The sequence below is a fragment of the Brucella intermedia LMG 3301 genome (assembly GCF_000182645.1).
Classification (GTDB): domain Bacteria; phylum Pseudomonadota; class Alphaproteobacteria; order Rhizobiales; family Rhizobiaceae; genus Brucella; species Brucella intermedia.
The window spans coordinates 1318854-1338151 of record NZ_ACQA01000001.1; the positions used below are offsets into that span (position 1 = coordinate 1318854).

Here is a 19298-nt window from a genome sequence, read left to right on the forward strand (position 1 = left end):
CTTGAGCACCAATGCAATAACATTGATATCAATATAACTTCATTGGGTCAAATACCTGATATCCAGATCAAATAGAGCCAAAACGAAAAAAGGCGGACCGAAGCCCGCCCTTTCTATGATTCGTTGCGAAAAATTAGAGGAATTTCAGGGCACTGCGACCAGCATAACGGGCCTGCTTGCCAAGCTCTTCCTCAATGCGAATGAGTTGGTTGTACTTTGCAGTACGGTCCGAACGAGCCAAAGAACCGGTCTTGATCTGTCCGCAGTTGGTGGCAACCGCGAGATCGGCAATGGTTGAGTCCTCGGTTTCACCTGAACGGTGCGACATGACAGCAGTGTAGCCGGCCTTATGAGCGGTTTCGACAGCATCAAGCGTTTCGGACAGCGAGCCGATCTGGTTGACCTTCACGAGAATCGAGTTGGCAACGCCCATGCGGATACCGTCGCGCAGGCGAGCCGAATTGGTGACGAACAGATCATCGCCAACGAGCTGGCACTTGTTGCCGATCAGATCGGTAAGATATTTCCAGCCTTCCCAGTCATCTTCAGCCATACCGTCTTCGATGGTGACGATAGGATAGTCACTGGCGAGCTTGGCGAGATACTTGGCTTGAGCCTTTGGATCACGCGTCTTCCGTTCGCCTTCATAGACGTAGTTGCCATCCTTGAAGAACTCGGTCGCCGCGCAATCGAGGCCAAGAGCGATATCTTCACCCGGCTTGAAGCCAGCCTTCTCAATCGATTCCATGATGAAATCGAGGGCAGCCTGGGCATTCTTCAGATTCGGAGCAAATCCACCTTCATCGCCGACATTGGTGTTGTGCCCGGCATCCTTGAGGCGCTTCTTGAGCGTGTGGAAAACTTCCGAACCGTAACGAACAGCTTCACGAACGGACGAAGCGCCGACCGGAAGAATCATGAATTCCTGGAAATCGATCGGATTGTCGGCATGTGCGCCGCCATTGATGATGTTCATCATGGGGACCGGCAGGACATGGGCGTTTGCGCCGCCGACGTAGCGGTAAAGCGGCAAACCGGCTGCCTGGGCTGCAGCCTTGGCAACGGCAAGCGAAACGCCCAGGATCGCATTGGCGCCGAGATTGCCCTTGTTGGCCGAGCCGTCGAGCTCGATCATTGCCTGGTCGATAAGCAGCTGGCTTTCTGCGTCCATGCCGGCAATCGCGTCGAAAATCTTGCCGTTAACCGCTTCAACGGCCTTTTCCACGCCCTTGCCGAGATAGCGGCCGCCACCGTCGCGCAATTCTACGGCTTCATGTGCGCCAGTCGATGCGCCGGACGGAACCGCCGCGCGTCCGAAAGAGCCATCTTCAAGCACAACGTCCACTTCGACGGTCGGGTTGCCGCGGCTGTCGAGAATTTCGCGACCGACGATGTCGATGATTGCAGTCATAGGAACCAGTCCTTCCCTATAGATTGCCCCGCCATATGCGCGAGGCGCTTAACAAATCCGATGCGGCCACTTCTTAGCGCAAAATCCCGAAACTTTGCAGACATTTCAGAAAAGATTATCCACCGGGCCGGTTTCTAAGCCTTAGCGAAACAAAAGGCGGAGGAAAAAGCCCCGCCTTTCTAAATTCTCCGAGAACTGTTTAAAGCCCCTTCGCGATACGATCGAAAGCCATTAGCTTTTCGAGCAATGTGGGCATCTTATCCACCGGCACCATGTTGGGGCCATCGGACGGCGCGTTATCGGGGTCCTGATGCGTTTCGATGAACAGTCCCGCGACGCCAACGGCAACGGCCGCGCGCGAAAGTGTTTCAACAAACTCGCGCTGTCCGCCCGACGAACCGCCCTGCCCGCCAGGCTGCTGGACCGAGTGAGTCGCATCAAACACAACCGGCGAACCAAGGGCAGCCATGATCGGCAAGGAACGCATATCGGAAACAAGCGTATTATAGCCGAAAGAAACGCCGCGTTCTGTCGCCAGTACATTCGGATTGCCGCTTTCCGTGATCTTGGAAAGAACATTCTTCATGTCCCACGGCGCCAGAAACTGGCCCTTCTTTACGTTCACGACGCGTCCAGTCTTTGCCGCAGCGATCAGCAGATCGGTCTGGCGGCAGAGGAATGCTGGGATTTGCAGGACATCAACCACGGGAGCAACTTCAGCACATTGCCCTTCCGTATGGATATCGGTCAGTACTGGAAAACCGAATTCTTTCTTGAGGTCGGCAAAGACTTCGAGCGCCTTTTCGAGACCAATACCGCGCTCTGCCTTCAAGGAGGTGCGATTAGCCTTGTCGAAGCTCGACTTGTAGACGAGACCGATGCCGAGTTTGTCGGTCATTTCCTTGAGACGTCCTGCCATCTCGAAAGCGTGTTCACGCGTTTCCATCTGGCATGGACCTGCGATCAGGGCAAATGGCGCACTGTTTGAAAAAGTAACGTTTCCGATTTTTACGGATGAATTGGCAGTGGCCATAACGTGAACCTCAATATTGGATGCTTTCCGGCATCTTATCTGGCGTAAAGGCAGGTTGAAAACAAGACCGCATCCTGAATGCCGAAACGAAAACGCGCCCCGAAAGGCGCGTTAGAGTTTTAGACCAGACGGCTCTGCTCGATTGCCGCTTCGATAAAGGAAGCGAAGAGCGGATGTGGTTCGAACGGCCGGGATTTCAGTTCGGGATGGTACTGAACACCGATAAACCAAGGATGGTCAGGATATTCAACTGTTTCAGGCAGAACACCATCCGGCGACATGCCTGCAAAGTTCAACCCGGCAGTTTCCAGACGTTCCTTGTAGTCAATATTGACTTCATAGCGATGACGATGGCGCTCGGAAATATCGGTCGAGCCATAGATTTCCGCGATCTTTGAGCCCGGCTTCAATGCTGCTTCATATGCGCCAAGGCGCATCGTACCGCCAAGGTCGCCCGCCGCTGCACGCTTTTCAAGCATATTGCCCCTCAGCCACTCGGTCATCAGGCCAACAACCGGCTCCTTGGTCGGACCAAACTCGGTCGAAGAGGCGTTTTCGATGCCAACGAGATTACGCGCAGCCTCAATGCAGGCCATCTGCATACCAAAGCAGATGCCGAAGTAAGGAACCTTGCGTTCGCGAGCAAACTTCGCCGCCAGTATCTTGCCTTCCGCACCACGCTCGCCGAAACCGCCAGGCACCAGAATGCCATGAACCTTTTCCAGATATGGAGCCGGGTCTTCACTTTCGAAGACTTCCGCCTCAATCCAGTCGAGGTTGACCTTCACCTTATTGGCGAGACCACCGTGATAAAGCGCTTCGATCAGCGACTTATACGCATCCTTGAGACCCGTATATTTGCCGACAATGGCAATGGTCACTTCGCCTTCCGGATTGTGAAGGCGGTTGGAAACTTCTTCCCAGCGATCCATGCGTGGCTTTGGAGCCGGATCGATACCGAATGCAGACAGGACTTCCGAATCAAGACCTTCCTTATGATAGGCAATCGGAACGTCATAGATCGTGGCCACGTCGAGCGCCTGAATGACCGCGCTTTCGCGGACATTACAGAACAATGAAAGCTTGCGCCGTTCCGATTCCGGAATCTCGCGATCAGCACGAACCAGAAGGATATCCGGAGCAATGCCGATAGAGCGCAGCTCCTTGACCGAATGCTGGGTCGGCTTGGTCTTCAGTTCGCCCGCAGCTGGAATATAAGGCATCAGGGTCAGGTGGATATAAACCGCTGTTCCGCGTGGCAGTTCATTGCCGAGCTGTCGGATTGCTTCGAGGAACGGCATGGCTTCGATGTCGCCAACCGTGCCGCCGATTTCGCAAAGCACGAAATCGTAATCTTCGTTGCCTTCAAGGACGAAGTTCTTGATCTCGTCGGTCACATGCGGAATGACCTGAACCGTCGCGCCAAGATAATCGCCGCGGCGTTCCTTTTCGATGATGTTGCGGTAGATACGGCCGGTCGTGATATTGTCCTGCTGGTTGGCAGGACGACCGGTGAACCGCTCGTAATGGCCCAGATCAAGGTCGGTTTCGGCACCATCGTCAGTGACGAACACCTCACCATGCTGGTAAGGCGACATCGTGCCGGGATCGACATTCAGATAAGGGTCGAGTTTACGGATACGCACGCGGTAACCACGTGCCTGAAGGAGTGCAGCCAGAGCTGCGGCAGCTATGCCTTTTCCAAGGGAAGAAACCACGCCGCCAGTGATGAATACATATCGCGCCATGGGCTTATCTCGTTAGACTTTCTTGATTGATTCCGCCACAAAAAAATGCACCCCGGTGGTGTTTTTTCACCGGAGCCAGGCGGTAATCGTCGTTGCACAAAGAAAAACCGGAGCCAGAAACCCCGGAGCGAATACGCTTGTACTCTCTAGCGCCCATCTTCACATAAAGCCATGTCGAAGCTCGAAATCCACAGCTTCCGAAATGATGAATGCGCAAAAGAAAAGGCCGAGCCCGAAGCCCGGCCACTTTCACATAGTCAATTGCAGATCAGAGAACAACCACTTCGGTGCCAAGTCCGACGCGCTCATATAGATCCATCACATCCTCGTTGATCATGCGGAAGCAGCCGTTCGAAGCCGAGCTTCCAATGGTCCAGGGCTGCACAGTGCCGTGAATGCGGATATAGGTATCCTTGTTTCCCTGGAACAGGTAGAGGGCGCGGGAACCAAGCGGGTTGCCCGGACCACCATCCATCCCGTTCTTGAAGCGACCATAGTGGGCGGGATCGCGCTCGATCATTTCCTTGGTCGGAATCCAGCGCGGCCACTCACGCTTCGCGTTGATTGTTCCGGTGCCCTTGAACTCCAGCCCCTGCTTGCCGACAGCAATGCCATAGCGGCGAGCCGTCGACGACGTTTCAACGAGATAAAGGAAACGCTGTTTCGGGTCGATCACGATCGTGCCGGGCTTATAGCCGGTGAATGCTACTTCCTGCGCCCGGAACTTGGGATCAATGTTGTACTTGTTGGCTTTAACCGCATTGCCGTTCTTGGAAGCCTTTTTCTTCTTCGGCTTTTCGGGATTGGCCTTGGTGTCGCTTGAAAGCGCTACCTGCTGAACGGATGCGGCAGCTTCGTTGAGCTGCGCTTCAGCGCTTACCGGCGAAGCTGCAAATGCCGGAGCAGTCGCCCCAATGCAGAGACTTGCAATACCTGCCATCAGAATACGGCGTGAAAACATGTTCGGTTCCCGAAAAATCAAGCACAAGGGAGAAACGCCTGCCGCATTAATTGCGACCAGACTTTCGCCCTGCTTACTGCAAAGCGATCCGGTTCTCAATTCGCTGCCACCGTTCTGCAATGCGATTCGGAGCAGCCTATTGCCTAGCTGCAACACTTTGCAGCTCGATGGTTAACAAAAAGAAAACCGGCCGCAAGGGCCGGTTTCCGCATTCAATTCACGCTGCACGTTTTATTGCGAGCTTGGAACTGGATTGGCCGGGGTCGCCGGAACAGCCGGAGCCTGTGGCTGCGCGGCATCAGGCTGCGTTGCCGGCGCACCGGCGCCGGGAGCCGCAGGTGCTGCCTGATTTGCGTCCGGGCGTGAAGACTCACCGCCCAGCTGGTTAAGAATACCGCCGCCGTTTCCACCAGCTGGGGTCGTCTGGCTGCCGGTTGCTGCCGGAATACGGTTGAGGATGTCGGTAGGCTTTTCCCCATAGCGAGCCATGATGCCGAGGATAAGCGACGTGGCGAAGAAACCAATCGCAAGAATGGCCGTAGTGCGGGTCAGCGCGTTCGCAGCACCGCGAGCCGTCATGAACCCCGAACCACCGCCAATGCCAAGGCCGCCGCCTTCCGAGCGCTGGATAAGCACAACGCCGACAAGCGCCAGCACGATCAACAAGTGAATGACAATGAGTACGGTCTGCATGGGTTACGGTCTTTACATCCCTAAAACTAGAGCGGCTCTTTACACGCTATTGTCCGATAATCCAAGCCCCGAGACCAAGATAGACAGACGTGAGACGCCGGTTACAAATTACGATAGGTTTCGCATATGGCGAGAAAATCATTCGCCTTCAAGCTCGCACCGCCGACAAGCGCGCCGTCCACATCCGCGACGCCAAGCAATTCCAATGCATTTGAAGGCTTGACCGAACCGCCATAGAGCAACCGAAGATGGGCACCTTTCGCGCCGAAACGTTCAATCAGTTGCTCGCGCATGAAAGCATGCGCAGCGCGCACGTCCTGCACCGTCGGTGTCAGGCCTGTGCCAATTGCCCAGACTGGCTCATAAGCGATGACGGTATTCTCCGCATTGACACCGTCGGGCAAGGAACCCGCAAGCTGCTCGCCGATTACATCCAGCGTGCGCTCTGCTTTGCGTTCATCGGCAGTCTCGCCGACGCACACGATGGCGATCAGTCCCGCGGCCCAGGCGGCTTCGGTCTTGGCGCGAACGACCTCATTGCTTTCGTAATGGTCGGTTCGGCGCTCGGAATGTCCGATAATGACATGTGTGGCGCCTGCTTCCCTGAGCATCTCGGCCGAGACATCGCCCGTATGCGCGCCGGACACCTTATGGTGGGCATCCTGACCACCGAGACCAACGGTTTCACCTTCGAGCGTTTCCGCCGCACGGGAAAGAAGCGTCGCAGGCACGCAGATGACTGCATCAAGCTTGCGACCAAGATCGGAACTCAGACCGGCAGCAATCGCACGCAGTTCGGTCAGGGATTCTCCCGTTCCATTCATCTTCCAGTTGCCAGCAACCAGCGGACGGATTCCCGGAGTCATTTCATTCTCCTCGCCTGTTCGAAACAGCAGACGCGACCACGCCTCGAAAACGGATCAGCGCCAAAATTTGCCACTGACTAAGGGTATTCGTGCCGCAATGCAAATGTTCTTAGGTTCCTACTTGCAATGAGACCTTGCATATAGGGCTGGCTTAAGGTTATCCCCTGACTGGCTCTATCCATAATAGCCGAGCTTCGTTTTGTTCTTGAAGGGTTTCCAATGCTCGACAGCTTGCGTTCCGCCGCTCAATCCTGGGTCGCCAAACTTCTGCTTGGCCTGCTTGTACTGAGCTTTGCGATCTGGGGCATCTCTGATGTCTTTCGCGGCGGCCTGTCAGGCAATGCCGCTTTGACGGCCGGGGGCTCTGAAGTCAGCGCCACTGATTATCGCTTTGCCTATGAGCAGCAGATGATGCGTCTGTCCCAGCAGTTCCGCCAGCGCCTGACGCGCGAACAGGCAAAAACGCTCGGCGTCGAAAACCAGGTGCTTGCCCAACTCGCAGCCGGCGTTGTCCTGGATGAAGGCGCGCGTAACATGCAGCTTGGCCTTTCCAAGGACGGAATTGCGCGGCTGACGGGCGAGGATCCGGCTTTCCATGATGCAAGCGGCAACTTCAATCGCGCTCAGTTCGACGCGGTTCTTCGTCAATCCGGCATTCGTGCGCAGGACTATCTCGACAACCGCGCCAAAGTCGCCCGCCGCCAGCAGATCGTGGAAGCGGCCACGGATGGCATTAAGCTACCGGACGCAGCGTTGAAGGCGTTGGCCCTATATCAGGGTGAAACTCGCAGCGTCGACTATGTTACCATTCAGGCGGAAAAGGCCGATGCCGTCCCCGCGCCATCCGACGATGCGCTCAAGACCTATTTCGAAGCGCGCAAAGACGAGTATAAGGCCCCGGAATACCGTAAGGTAACCTATGTGAAGCTGGAGCCGGCTGACATTGCCGATCCCTCCGCCGTCACGCAGGATGAAATCAGCGAGTATTATGAGAAGAACAAGGATCGCTTCGGTACAATCGAAAAGCGCGCCATTGAGCAGTTGAACTTTGCCGATGACGCAGCGGCTGAAGCTGCACAGCAGAAAATCGCCGCTGGAACGAGCTTCGTTGACATCGGTAAGGAACAGGGCAAAACCGAAGACGACCTGAAGCTCGGCACGTTCGAAAAATCCGCTATTCCCGACCAGGCCGTGGCCGATGCAGCATTTGCGCTCGCGGAGAATGGTGTTAGCCCAGTCGTAAAGGGAAGCTTCGGTCCCGTCATCCTGCGCGTAACGCAGATCGAACCGGCTCATGTGAAGCCGCTAGCCGAAGTTGAAGGCGAAATTCGCACCACCCTTGCGAACAATATCGCAGCAAGCAGCATCAGCGGAATTCATGACTCCTACGAGCAGGAACGCTCCGATGGCGCATCCATGGCAGATGTGGCTAAGAAACTGAGCCTGAAAACTGTCACCGTGGAAGCCGTCGACGCCGGAGGCAACGATCCTTCCGGCAATCCCGTCCAGCTGCCGAACTCGGAAGCACTCCTTGCAGCTGCCTTTCAGGCCGATCAGGGTTTTGACAACGACGCCCTGACCATGGGCAATGTCGGCTATCTCTGGTATCAGGTTGATGGTATCACCCCAGCCCGTGACCGTACGCTTGATGAAGTCAAGGATAAGGTTGTGGCTGCCTGGAAGGGCGAAGAGGCCGTCAAGCGCCTCAACCAACGTGTGGAAGAACTGAAGAAGCGTCTTGATGGCGGCGCGACACTCGACACGATCGCTTCCGAACTGGGTGTCGAAAAGCAAACCAAGCGCGGTGTTGTCCGCACCACCAATGATGCCGATATCGGAACCGCTGCCGCAGCGCAGATTTTCCGCGGAGCAAATGGTTTCACCGGCAGCGCTGCCGCACCTTCGGATGATGCCCAGATCCTGTTCAAGGTTACGGAAGTAACCGAACCTGCCGCAGCTGGCCCGGAAGCCATTCCGGAACAACAGCAGAAGTATCAGGCGACCTCACTCTCGGATGACATCCTTGAACAGCTCGTCGGTGAATTGCAGAAGCAGTACCCCGTTAAGATAAATCAGACCGTCATCAACAACGCTTTGGCGTTTTAGGGACGGTGGGCATCCAAAATGGCTGATCTAAAACCCTATATTGCGAAAGCTGCTGCTGGAGAGCCGCTTTCGCTGGAAGATTCCAGGGCCGCCTTCGACATCATGATGTCTGGCCAGGCAACGCCATCGCAGATAGGTGGATTGCTGATGGCGTTGCGTGTACGCGGTGAAACGGTACCGGAGATCGCCGGTGCCGTTGCCTCCATGCGCTCCCGCATGCTGGGAGTGTCCGCTCCCGACAATGCAATCGATATTGTCGGAACGGGTGGTGACCAGTCGGGCTCATACAATGTTTCGAGCTGCTCGGCGTTTGTTGTGGCTGGGGCGGGTGTCCCTGTCGCCAAGCATGGCAACCGGGCCCTTTCCTCTCGCTCAGGTGCCGCCGATGCGCTCGCCGCGCTTGGCATCAATATCGAAGCCGATGCAAACACGATCGGCCGCAGCATCACCGAAGCCGGTCTTGGCTTCATGTTCGCGCCGATGCACCATTCCGCCATGCGCCATGTCGGCCCTTCACGGGTCGAACTCGGCACGCGTACCATTTTCAATCTGCTTGGACCTCTTTCCAATCCGGCCAGCGTCAAGCGTCAGCTCGTCGGAGTATTCGCACCTCAATGGCTCGTACCTTTGGCCGAAGTGCTCAAGGAACTGGGTTCCGAAGCGGCATGGGTTGTCTACGGCGATGGTCTCGACGAAATGACCACCGCAGGCGCGACGCAGATTGCGGCTCTTGAGAAGGGCCAAATCCGTACTTTTGAAATCACGCCGGAAGAAGTCGGGCTTCGCCGTTGCGATCCTGCGGAACTGAAAGGCGGCGAGGCTGCCGTGAACGCGAAGGCTCTGCTGGGTGTACTTGAAGGCGATAAAAACGCCTATCGAGACATCGTGTTGCTCAATTCGGGCGCGGCGCTCGTCATTGCTGGCAAGGCGAAAGATTTGAAAGAAGGCATCGAACTGGCGGCGCAATCCATCGATAGCGGTGCCGCACTTGGTGTTTTGCAGAAGGTGATTGCCGTTTCAAACGACAACACCGCCTGACGGAAAGGATCAAGTTATGTCTACCGATATTCTGCGCAAGATTGAGGCTTACAAACGCGACGAAATCGCCGCCGCCAAGGCCGAGCGTAGCGTGGCAGATCTGAAAGCACGCGCTCAGGATCAGGAAACACCGCGCGGTTTTCTTAAGGCATTGGAAGCGAAACGCGCGGCTGGGGAATTCGCCCTGATAGCCGAAATCAAGAAGGCGAGCCCTTCGAAAGGCCTTATTCGTCCTGATTTCGACCCGCCCGTCCTTGCACAGGCCTACGAGGCTGGTGGCGCGGCGTGTCTTTCCGTGCTGACCGACGCGCCATCCTTTCAAGGAGCGCCAGAATTTCTGACGGCGTCCCGCAACGCATGTAGCCTGCCGGCACTTCGCAAAGACTTTTTGTTCGATACCTATCAGGTGCATGAAGCCCGCAGCTGGGGCGCTGACTGCATTCTGATTATCCTGGCCAGCGTCGATGACGATCTGGCGAAAGCGCTCGAAGAAACCGCTTTCGAGCTCGGAATGGATGCTCTCATCGAAGTACACGACGAGACCGAGATGGAACGCGCACTCAAACTGTCGTCGCGTCTGCTCGGGGTCAACAACCGCAATTTGCGAACGTTTGAGGTCGATCTCGCTGTTTCCGAATGCCTGTCGAAAATGGCTCCCTCCGACCGTTTGCTGGTTGGGGAAAGCGGCATCTTCACACACGAAGATTGTCTGCGGCTGGAAAAGGCGGGGATCGGGACGTTCCTCATCGGAGAAAGCCTGATGCGCAAGGCAGATGTTGCAGCGGCGACCCGCGAACTTCTGACCGGCAAGGCCTGACCGATGGTCTCCAAACTCACCCATATCGACCAGAGTGGCGCTGCCAACATGGTGGATGTTGGGAGCAAGGACGAGACGGAGCGTCAGGCTGTGGCCGAAGGATCGGTCAGAATGAAGCCGGAAACGCTGGCGCTCATTCTGGAAGGCAATGCGGCCAAGGGGGATGTCATCGGCACTGCGCGTCTGGCAGGCATCATGGCAGCGAAAAAGACCTCGGACCTTATTCCCCTCTGCCATCCATTGATGCTGACCAAAGTCGTGGTCGAAATCGAACCGGACCACACGTTGCCCGGCCTGCGCGTTCGTGCACTCGCCAAGCTGAAGGGACGCACCGGCGTGGAAATGGAAGCTCTCACCGCCGTTTCAGTTACCTGCCTCACGATCTATGATATGGCCAAGGCGGTCGACAAGCATATGGAGATCGGCGGCATCCGCGTTATCGAAAAGAGCGGTGGCAAATCAGGCGACTGGACGGCATAAGCCGTTCTTCCAGATATGCTGCTGACTTTGCTTTGGATCAATTCTGCCAATCGTTTTTTATGGTTTAGACGGGGCAGAAATTCAGTTCGAGAGGAAACGCCATGTCCCTTCTCCCGGTCGATGAAGCACTGGCCCGCATTCTGAAGTCGGCGGAGCCGCGCGGCACTGAGCAGATCGCTTTGTCAGATGCTGGTGGGCGTGTCGTTGCAACACCCGTGCTGGCACATTTTCTGCAGCCGCCTTTTGACGGTTCGGCGATGGACGGCTATGCCCTGATCGCGCCGGACAACATCTCCTATCCTGCCGAGTTCGATATCATCGGCGAGTCGGCGGCGGGCAATCGCTTCGAAGGCGAATTAAGAAGCGGGCAGGCAGTCCGCATTTTCACCGGCGCGCCGCTTCCCAACGGTACCGACACAATCGTCATTCAGGAGCATACCGAGCGCTCAGGCAACCGGCTGATCGTCCATAAAGGCATGGAACCGGGACGGCATATACGCCGCGCGGGCCTGGACTTTTCGCCGGGCGACATAGTCATTCCATCAGGCCGTGAACTGGATGCCGCTGCGCTGTCGCTGGCAGCGGCCAGCGGCAATGCGAAAATCGACGTATTCAAAAAGCCCACGGTAGCCATTATCGCCACCGGCGACGAGCTTGTTGCTCCGGGCGAGATACCCGGAAAAGACCAGATCGTTGCATCGAACAGTGTTGGAATTGCCGAGATCGTAAGGCGAGCCGGCGGGACTTCTCAAGATAAGGGGATCATTCCCGATGATCCCGCTAAAATAGAGCAGGCAATAAAAGATAGCCTGCAAAGCGGTGTCGACGTTCTGGTCACAATCGGCGGAGCTTCGGTCGGTGCCAGGGACTTTGTCCATGGCGCGCTGCAGAAACTGGGCGTCGACCTCGATTTCTGGAAGATCGCCATGCGGCCCGGCAAACCGCTGATGCATGGACGGATCGATGTGAATGGCAAGATTGTCCATATTATCGGCTTGCCCGGCAATCCTGTTTCCAGCCTGGTGTGCAGCCTTGTTTTTCTCCGGCCGCTTGTCGCGAAGCTCGCCGGCACCAGCCTTGACGCCGATATCCGTCCGGCGAAGCTGGGTGTTGCCCTGCCAGCTAACGATCCTCGCCGCGATTATATCCGGGCTACCATCGAATCACGACCGGATGGAACGCTGGTCGCGTCGCCTTTTCCGTTGCAGGATTCGTCCATGTTGTCCGCCCTCGTCCGCTCAAAAGCGCTTATCATCAGGGATGAGAACGCTCCCGCTGCCGCTAGTGGCGATGATTGCCGAGTTCTGATGCTATAGCGGCGATGCCTCCTCGGAACATGAGGAATTCGCCCTAAGCCCCGGTGGGATATATATTATTCAGAATGTCGTCCCACCCACTCCGGTGGCAGGAATGCAGCGCCGGAACATCCCATCTTTCCTTGTTTTGAGCATTAACGATTTTAAAACCATTGCAGAACAAGACTGGAACATATAGTGTTCGTTCTGGTTTTGTTTTTCTCGATTCTTGGCCGGGAGGGTGTCGCGCATGTTGACCCGTAAGCAGCACGAGCTTCTGCTGTTCATTCACGAACGTCTGAAGGAAACGGGCATTCCTCCCTCTTTCGACGAGATGAAGGAAGCGCTCGATCTGGCTTCAAAATCGGGTATCCATCGTCTGATCACTGCTCTGGAGGAGCGTGGCTTTATCCGCCGCCTGCCCAACAGGGCGCGTGCACTTGAGGTGTTGCGGTTGCCGGATTCAATCGCTCCTGGGCTCAATGCCCAAAAGAAGTTCGCTCCCAGCGTGATCGAAGGCAGTCTTGGCAAAGCGCCGCCCCCCCCTCCACCGGCTCGCCCTGCCCCTGTAGCTACCAATGACGACACGTCGGCAACGGTATCCGTACCGGTCATGGGACGAATAGCTGCGGGTGTGCCGATCTCCGCCATTCAGAACCAGACCCACTCCCTCAGCCTCCCGCCAGAAATGATCGGCGCGGGCGAGCATTACGCGCTTGAGGTCAAAGGGGATTCAATGATCGATGCCGGAATTTTCGACGGAGACACGGTGATCATCAAACGCGGAGATTCCGCAAATCCCGGTGAGATCGTGGTAGCTCTGGTCGATGATGAAGAAGCGACCTTGAAGCGCTTTCGCCGTAAGGGTGCCTCCATCGCTCTGGAAGCGGCTAATCCCGCTTATGAAACGAGGATATTCGGCCCTGACCGTGTTCGCGTACAGGGGAAGCTCGTCGGTCTTATCCGCCGTTACTAGAGCACGTCTTCCGAAAGCGGGAACCGGTTTCGGGTGATGCGCGTGACAAAACTAGATCGAGCGGTTTGGATTGAATAGAGCGAGAGACCGCTCGAAATCAATTGCAATGCGTTGTGGGGTTGTCCGCATCCGATGAACAGTCTGCTACGGTTCGAGTGGAACCGGATTTGGGCTTATATTCTCGTTCGGGCAAGCCGCGTGCCGCGCGCGAATGAATGCGATGCAAATGCCAGGGACGACTTGGAACATCAACAGCGTATGTAATTCGGTCGTCCGGACGCAAATCAGGCCTCGGCTGCTTCTCGTCAAGCCTCGCAGTTTCATGCGATTTTCCCGTTGCCGCTTTGGGAGAGCGGCTTTCATCGCGTTGTTGTCCGAGTCTGATTTCTACGGCTCCTTTCAGCGCCAGATCGCGTTTACTGATGCTGGTAATCGTTGAGCGACCACATGTAGCATCCTTGCCCGGAACAGCCAGGATGACCACATCCCCGATATTGCAGGCAATCTCCCGCATTGCCGGTTCTCCAGTATAGGCAAGCGTGCGACCATCACGCAGGGTAATTGTGCACACTCCCTCAACACACTCAAAACCATCGGACGCGGCCAGCTTTTCTTTTTTAACCGAAAGCGGGGGGATCATTTCCTTGACGAGATAGGCAGTTTTCCAATTGTCGATTGTGAACTGGGAAGGTCGATTTCGATTAACCGCAAGCCTTCCGTCCTCCAATCGGACGCCTACCAGCTTGGCATCTTCGGATACGACGATATCGGGAAATGGTTCCCTTAAAAAAACCATCAGGCCGAGGACGACAAATGGGAGCGCCAGTACCTTCAGTCTGGTGGAAAGCACAACCGCCAGAACCAGCGCAATGGTCCAGAAAACAAGAGTAAGCGCGGGCATGGTTCCTGGATTACCATCCGGCGACCAGGTCGCGACGAAGGCAGCAATGTGCCTTACCGCGAAAATGCCCCAGCCCATTATTTGCAAAGGCACCCAGTCAAGCTGCAAAGGCATCAGCACCAGGCCGAAAACAGCAAACGGCATCACAAGCAAGGCTATTGCGGGTTCAGCAAGCACATTTCCCACCAATCCCAATGGCGCTGTGTTGTTGAAATGATAGGCGGCGAAAATGCCGCTCGCCAACCCGGCAATGAGCGAGGTGCCTGCCGCTGCCGCGACTAGCTTTAATATCCGCCCAACAAAGCCGTCTCTGGACCTCCTAAGCTTCTCTGCGCCGACACGCCTGTTCGCATTGCGTTCGCTCCACCAGGCATAACCGGCGATCAACGCAGCGGTTGCAGAGAACGACATCTGGAAACTCGGCCCCAAAATCTCATGCGGCGAAAGAGCAATCATCGCGAGCGCCGCTATGGCCAGATTGCGCATGCTGATGGCAGCGCGATCGACCAGCAATGCTCCAAGCATAATCGCAATCATCACATAGCTTCGTTGCGCAGCAACGTCCGCACCGGACATGGCAAGATAGAAGGTACAGCTTAGCAGGGAGAGAAAAGCCGCGTATTTCTTAACCGGGCGCCGGACGCTGAAAGCGGGAAACAGCGCGAAGGCAGACCGTAGCGTCAACATGACGACGCCAGCGGCGAGCGCCATATGCAAACCCGAGATTGAAAGAATATGTGCAAGCCCTGCCTTGCGCAGATCGTCGTTGGTTTGCTCGCTGATCCCGGCGCGGGTGCCTGCCACGAGCGCCGAAGCGACACTGCCATCCTCCCCTCCAATCACTTCCTCAATCCGTTCGGAAACCCGGACCCGTAGCATAGCAATCCACTGGGATATTTCCGCTGTCAGTTCATCCGGCGGGGGAACAATCGCTACTTTGGGCGTCCCGAGAAAGAACCCGTTGGCGCCAATGCCATTGAAATATGCGTGAAAAGAGAAATCATAGTTTCCAGGGCGGACGGGGCCAGATGGGATGCGCAATCGCGCAAAACCAGACAATCCACTGCCGATCACTGTTGTCGCCGGTATATCTCTGGCATTAATGCGAACGCGCTTCGGCGGAAATCGAAGTTTGGGGCGCTCGGTTTGAAGCACCTCAAGTGTTATCCGCCAGCTGCCATTATCCTGATATTCAAGCGCAACGACCCGGCCCGTCACACGCGTCGCCACGTCTGAGCCCAACATCGCCGTGGCACGACGTTCCGTCTCCCATTTGCCGACCATAAGCCCGCCGATCAGAGCGATGGCCAAGGTCGTGCCCTGGGCAACCGCGAAATGCTTGCGCGTCGCAATTCGCAAGCTGAGGGCAATCGCGAGCATTGACAGAAGCGGAGTCCACGCAGGTTCGAATGAAAGCGTGAAATAGATTATCGCGCCGATACCGGCAAAAACCGGAAGCAGGAGGAAAAGTACGCCTCGTCCGGCTTCCGTTTCCATCGCAGCCTTGATCTGGCTGCCTGCGACCGAAGATATAGACAAAAGCCGTTCACGCAGGCTCAATACCGAAGGCTTGACAGGTGGTAAGTCTACTTCGAATTCACCTGGAGGCGAAGTCTCCGGAAATAAGGCGCGCAGCGAACCATCAGGCATGCTTCTGACAAGTGCCCGTTCGTTTACATCGCTCGCTTCCCTGATGCCTGTCATGCCCCCGCCTGACCGCAAAAGTTGGCCTAAGCCGCCAAAGTACCCCGAAAGAACAACGGCTCATCGGTGCGAAAGGGTTGCGAAGCCCTTGCGCACGTTGCTGCCTATGCTACATGAACCGCAGCCGAAATCGAGTGAGTTCGTACAAAGAACCGCGATTACCTGCCGAGTTGTCTCGCGCAGGCATTGGAATTCAAGTTCGCGCCTGTGTCTCCGGCATTCGCCGCTGCTCTGGAATGGCGCACGACATAGTGGAGCTATCATGCCGAAACCGGTCGTCACCCGTTTTGCCCCTTCGCCCACCGGGTATCTGCACATTGGCGGTGCACGCACTGCCCTGTTCAACTGGCTTTACGCCAAGCATAACGGCGGTAAGATGCTGCTACGTATCGAAGACACCGACCGGGAACGTTCCACCGATGCCGCGACTGCTGCCATTCTCGATGGACTGACCTGGCTGGGGCTGGATTGGGACGGCGAAGCCATCTCGCAATTCGAGCGTGCGCCTCGCCATCGCGAAGTGGCGGAAGAGCTGGTTGCTCTTGGCAAGGCATATTACTGCTATGCAACGCCAGAAGAACTGGAAGAAATGCGCGAGAAAGCCCGCGCCGAAGGTCGTCCACCGCGCTATGACGGTCGCTGGCGTGATCGCGATCCGTCAGAAGCACCCGCAGGCGTAAAGCCGGTCATTCGCATCAAGGCGCCGCAGGAAGGCGAAACTCTCGTGCAGGATGCCGTGCAGGGCGATGTCCGCTTCCCGAACAAGGATCTCGATGATTTCATCATCCTGCGTTCCGATGGCACGCCCACCTACATGCATGCAGTCGTTGTCGATGACCACGACATGGGTGTGACTCATATCATTCGCGGCGACGATCATCTGACCAATGCCGCGCGGCAGACCGTCATCTACAACGCAATGAGCTGGGACGTGCCGCAGATGTCACACATCCCGCTGATCCATGGTGCTGACGGTGCAAAACTCTCCAAGCGTCACGGCGCTCTGGGTGTCGATGCCTACCGTGCGATGGGCTATTTGCCCGCGGCCCTGCGCAACTATCTCGTGCGCCTTGGCTGGAGTCACGGCGATGACGAGATTATGTCGACCGAACAGATGATCGAATGGTTCGACGTCAAGGACATCAACAAGGGTGCGGCCCGCTTCGATTTTCAGAAGCTGGAGGCGATCAACGGCGTCTATATGCGCGCCAGCGACGACCGGGCGCTCTATGATGCGCTTATAGCCGTTCTTCCGGAGATTGAAGGCGGCAAGGAAATTTCCGATGCGCTGGACGATAAGCGCCGCGCACAATTGCTCGCCGCCATGCCCGGCCTGAAGGATCGTGCCAAAACTCTTGTGGAACTGGCTGACGGATCGAAATTCATCTTCGCTGCTCGTCCCCTTGACCTTGATGAGAAGGCAGCCTCCCTCCTGAATGAAGAAGGCCGCGCTGTACTCAAGTCTGTTCTGCCGGATCTGGAAGCTGCAACCGAATGGACTGTCGAATCTCTCGACGCCGTCGTGAGGACTCACGCGGAAAAAACCGGGCTGAAACTCGGCAAGATCGCACAGCCCCTACGCGCAGCATTGACCGGTCGAGCCACCTCTCCGGGCGTGTTCGACGTGCTTTCCGTCCTTGGCCGTGAGGAGTCGCTCGGGCGTATTCGCGATCAAATCGGTTAAGGTGGGAACATTCACGCTGACGTGACAAAACCGGCGTAAATAGTTCAAATTACGCATTGCATCGCGAACCGTTTGGGATAGTTTGACGGGCAAAATCGTTAGGATAATGCGTGAACGCTAATGGTCCCCACAGGGGCGGGACCATTCCAAGAGATAAAAGACAAATTATAACGACGATTACAATTCTGCCGTCGTGCGGGCGGCAAAGTGGACATGAAAGGAAACACGATGTCAGATAGGACAGCCAGCTTTACACTAGAAGGCAAAACATTCGACCTGCCTGTACGACAAGGCACTGTCGGACCAGACGTCGTTGATATTGGTCCACTCTACAAGAATTCCCAGATGTTCACCTACGATCCGGGCTTCACCTCCACGGCATCGTGCGAATCCAAAATCACCTACATCGACGGTGACGAAGGCACCCTGCTCTATCGCGGTTACCCAATCGATCAGCTTGCCGAACACGGCGATTTTCTGGAAACCTGCTACCTGCTTCTGTACGGCGAACTGCCAACGGCAACCCAGAAGGCTGACTTCGACTATCGTGTGACGCGCCACACGATGATTCACGAACAGATGACGAAGTTCTTTACGGGCTTCCGCCGTGATGCCCATCCTATGGCCGTAATGGTCGGCTGTGTCGGCGCGATGTCGGCTTTCTATCATGACTCGACCGACATCACCGACCCGCATCAGCGTATGGTCGCCTCGATCCGTCTGATCGCCAAGGTCCCGACGCTCGCTGCCATGGCCTATAAGTACCATATCGGCCAGCCGTTCATGTACCCGAAGAACGATCTCGATTTCGCGTCGAACTTCCTGCACATGTGCTTTGGCGTTCCGTGCGAGGATTACAAGGTCAATCCGGTTCTGGCGCGCGCGATGGACCGCATCTTCATTCTCCACGCGGATCACGAGCAGAACGCCTCGACCTCGACCGTGCGCCTTGCCGGCTCGTCGGGCGCCAATCCATTTGCATGTATCGCAGCCGGCGTTGCCTGCCTGTGGGGCCCTGCCCACGGCGGCGCTAACGAAGCCGCGCTCAACATGCTGGCTGAAATCGGTTCCGTCGACCGCATTCCTGAATTCATCGCCCGTGCAAAGGACAAGAACGATCCGTTCCGTCTGATGGGCTTCGGTCACCGCGTCTACAAGAATTACGATCCGCGCGCCAAGATCATGCAGAAGACCTGCCATGAAGTTCTGGGCGAACTCGGCATCAAGGACGATCCGTTGCTCGACGTTGCGATGGAACTGGAAAAGATTGCCCTGACGGATGAATACTTCATCGAAAAGAAGCTTTATCCGAACATCGACTTCTATTCGGGCATCACGTTGAAGGCCCTCGGCTTCCCGACCGAAATGTTCACGGTTCTCTTTGCACTCGCCCGTACCGTAGGCTGGGTCGCACAGTGGAAGGAAATGATCGAAGATCCGCAGCAGAAGATCGGTCGCCCGCGCCAGCTCTACACGGGCGCCGCCGAACGCGATTACGTGCCGCTCGCAAAGCGCAAATAAATATCAGATACGCACAAAAAACCCGGTTGCCAAACAACCGGGTTTTTTAACGCCTGCTCGCAGC

General features: G+C 56.3%; 15 protein-coding genes. 8 read left to right on the plus strand and 7 right to left on the minus strand.

The features are described 5' to 3' along the window. Positions 1-133: 133 nt before the first annotated feature. From eno to tpiA, 6 genes are all read right to left on the minus strand, one after another. Positions 134-1411: a phosphopyruvate hydratase gene (eno, locus tag OINT_RS06255; RefSeq protein ID WP_006466924.1), complete on the minus strand. Its 1278-nt coding sequence runs from the start codon at positions 1409-1411 to the stop codon at positions 134-136. Between the two features lie 199 nt (positions 1412-1610). Continuing rightward, positions 1611-2444, minus strand: a complete 834-nt coding sequence (gene kdsA / locus OINT_RS06260; protein ID WP_006466925.1) for a 3-deoxy-8-phosphooctulonate synthase — start codon at positions 2442-2444, stop codon at positions 1611-1613. A 119-nt stretch (positions 2445-2563) separates the two neighbouring features. After that, complete coding sequence (locus OINT_RS06265; RefSeq protein ID WP_006466926.1) at positions 2564-4192, minus strand: CTP synthase; 1629 nt, start codon at positions 4190-4192, stop codon at positions 2564-2566. 268 nt (positions 4193-4460) lie between these two features. Then, the gene (locus OINT_RS06270; RefSeq protein ID WP_006470535.1) at positions 4461-5153 is read right to left on the minus strand and encodes a L,D-transpeptidase; all 693 of its coding nucleotides are present in this window, start codon (positions 5151-5153) and stop codon (positions 4461-4463) included. 231 nt (positions 5154-5384) lie between these two features. Then, a complete protein-coding gene (gene secG, locus OINT_RS06275) occupies positions 5385-5846 on the minus strand; it encodes a preprotein translocase subunit SecG (protein ID WP_006466928.1) in 462 nt (153 codons plus the stop codon). 101 nt (positions 5847-5947) lie between these two features. Continuing rightward, positions 5948-6712: a triose-phosphate isomerase gene (gene tpiA, locus OINT_RS06280; RefSeq protein ID WP_006466929.1), complete on the minus strand. Its 765-nt coding sequence runs from the start codon at positions 6710-6712 to the stop codon at positions 5948-5950. A 219-nt stretch (positions 6713-6931) separates the two neighbouring features. On the opposite strand from tpiA, the gene OINT_RS06285 reads away from it, so the two are divergent. The 6 genes from OINT_RS06285 (at position 6932) to lexA (ending at position 13424) form a co-directional block, all read left to right on the plus strand. After that, complete coding sequence (locus OINT_RS06285; RefSeq protein ID WP_006466930.1) at positions 6932-8818, plus strand: peptidyl-prolyl cis-trans isomerase; 1887 nt, start codon at positions 6932-6934, stop codon at positions 8816-8818. An 18-nt stretch (positions 8819-8836) separates the two neighbouring features. Beyond that, positions 8837-9856: an anthranilate phosphoribosyltransferase gene (trpD, locus tag OINT_RS06290; protein ID WP_006466931.1), complete on the plus strand. Its 1020-nt coding sequence runs from the start codon at positions 8837-8839 to the stop codon at positions 9854-9856. A gap of 16 nt (positions 9857-9872) precedes the next feature. Further along, the gene (gene trpC, locus OINT_RS06295; protein WP_006470536.1) at positions 9873-10673 is read left to right on the plus strand and encodes an indole-3-glycerol phosphate synthase TrpC; all 801 of its coding nucleotides are present in this window, start codon (positions 9873-9875) and stop codon (positions 10671-10673) included. 3 nt (positions 10674-10676) lie between these two features. Next, a complete protein-coding gene (moaC, locus tag OINT_RS06300) occupies positions 10677-11153 on the plus strand; it encodes a cyclic pyranopterin monophosphate synthase MoaC (protein ID WP_006466933.1) in 477 nt (158 codons plus the stop codon). Positions 11154-11254: 101 nt separating this feature from the next. Next, the gene (locus OINT_RS06305; protein ID WP_006466934.1) at positions 11255-12469 is read left to right on the plus strand and encodes a molybdopterin molybdotransferase MoeA; all 1215 of its coding nucleotides are present in this window, start codon (positions 11255-11257) and stop codon (positions 12467-12469) included. Between the two features lie 229 nt (positions 12470-12698). Beyond that, complete coding sequence (lexA, locus tag OINT_RS06310; RefSeq protein ID WP_006470537.1) at positions 12699-13424, plus strand: transcriptional repressor LexA; 726 nt, start codon at positions 12699-12701, stop codon at positions 13422-13424. 97 nt (positions 13425-13521) lie between these two features. Here lexA and OINT_RS06315 read toward each other — a convergent pair whose 3' ends face one another. Next, the gene (locus tag OINT_RS06315) at positions 13522-16029 is read right to left on the minus strand and encodes a ComEC/Rec2 family competence protein (RefSeq protein WP_039852616.1); all 2508 of its coding nucleotides are present in this window, start codon (positions 16027-16029) and stop codon (positions 13522-13524) included. A gap of 262 nt (positions 16030-16291) precedes the next feature. Here OINT_RS06315 and gltX point away from each other — a divergent pair, with 262 nt between their 5' ends. Then, entirely contained in the window at positions 16292-17713 is a 1422-nt protein-coding gene (gltX, locus tag OINT_RS06320; protein WP_039852617.1) for a glutamate--tRNA ligase, read from the plus strand. Positions 17714-17941: 228 nt separating this feature from the next. After that, positions 17942-19234: a citrate synthase gene (gene gltA, locus OINT_RS06325; RefSeq protein WP_022570157.1), complete on the plus strand. Its 1293-nt coding sequence runs from the start codon at positions 17942-17944 to the stop codon at positions 19232-19234. The last annotated feature ends 64 nt before the right edge of the window (positions 19235-19298 follow it).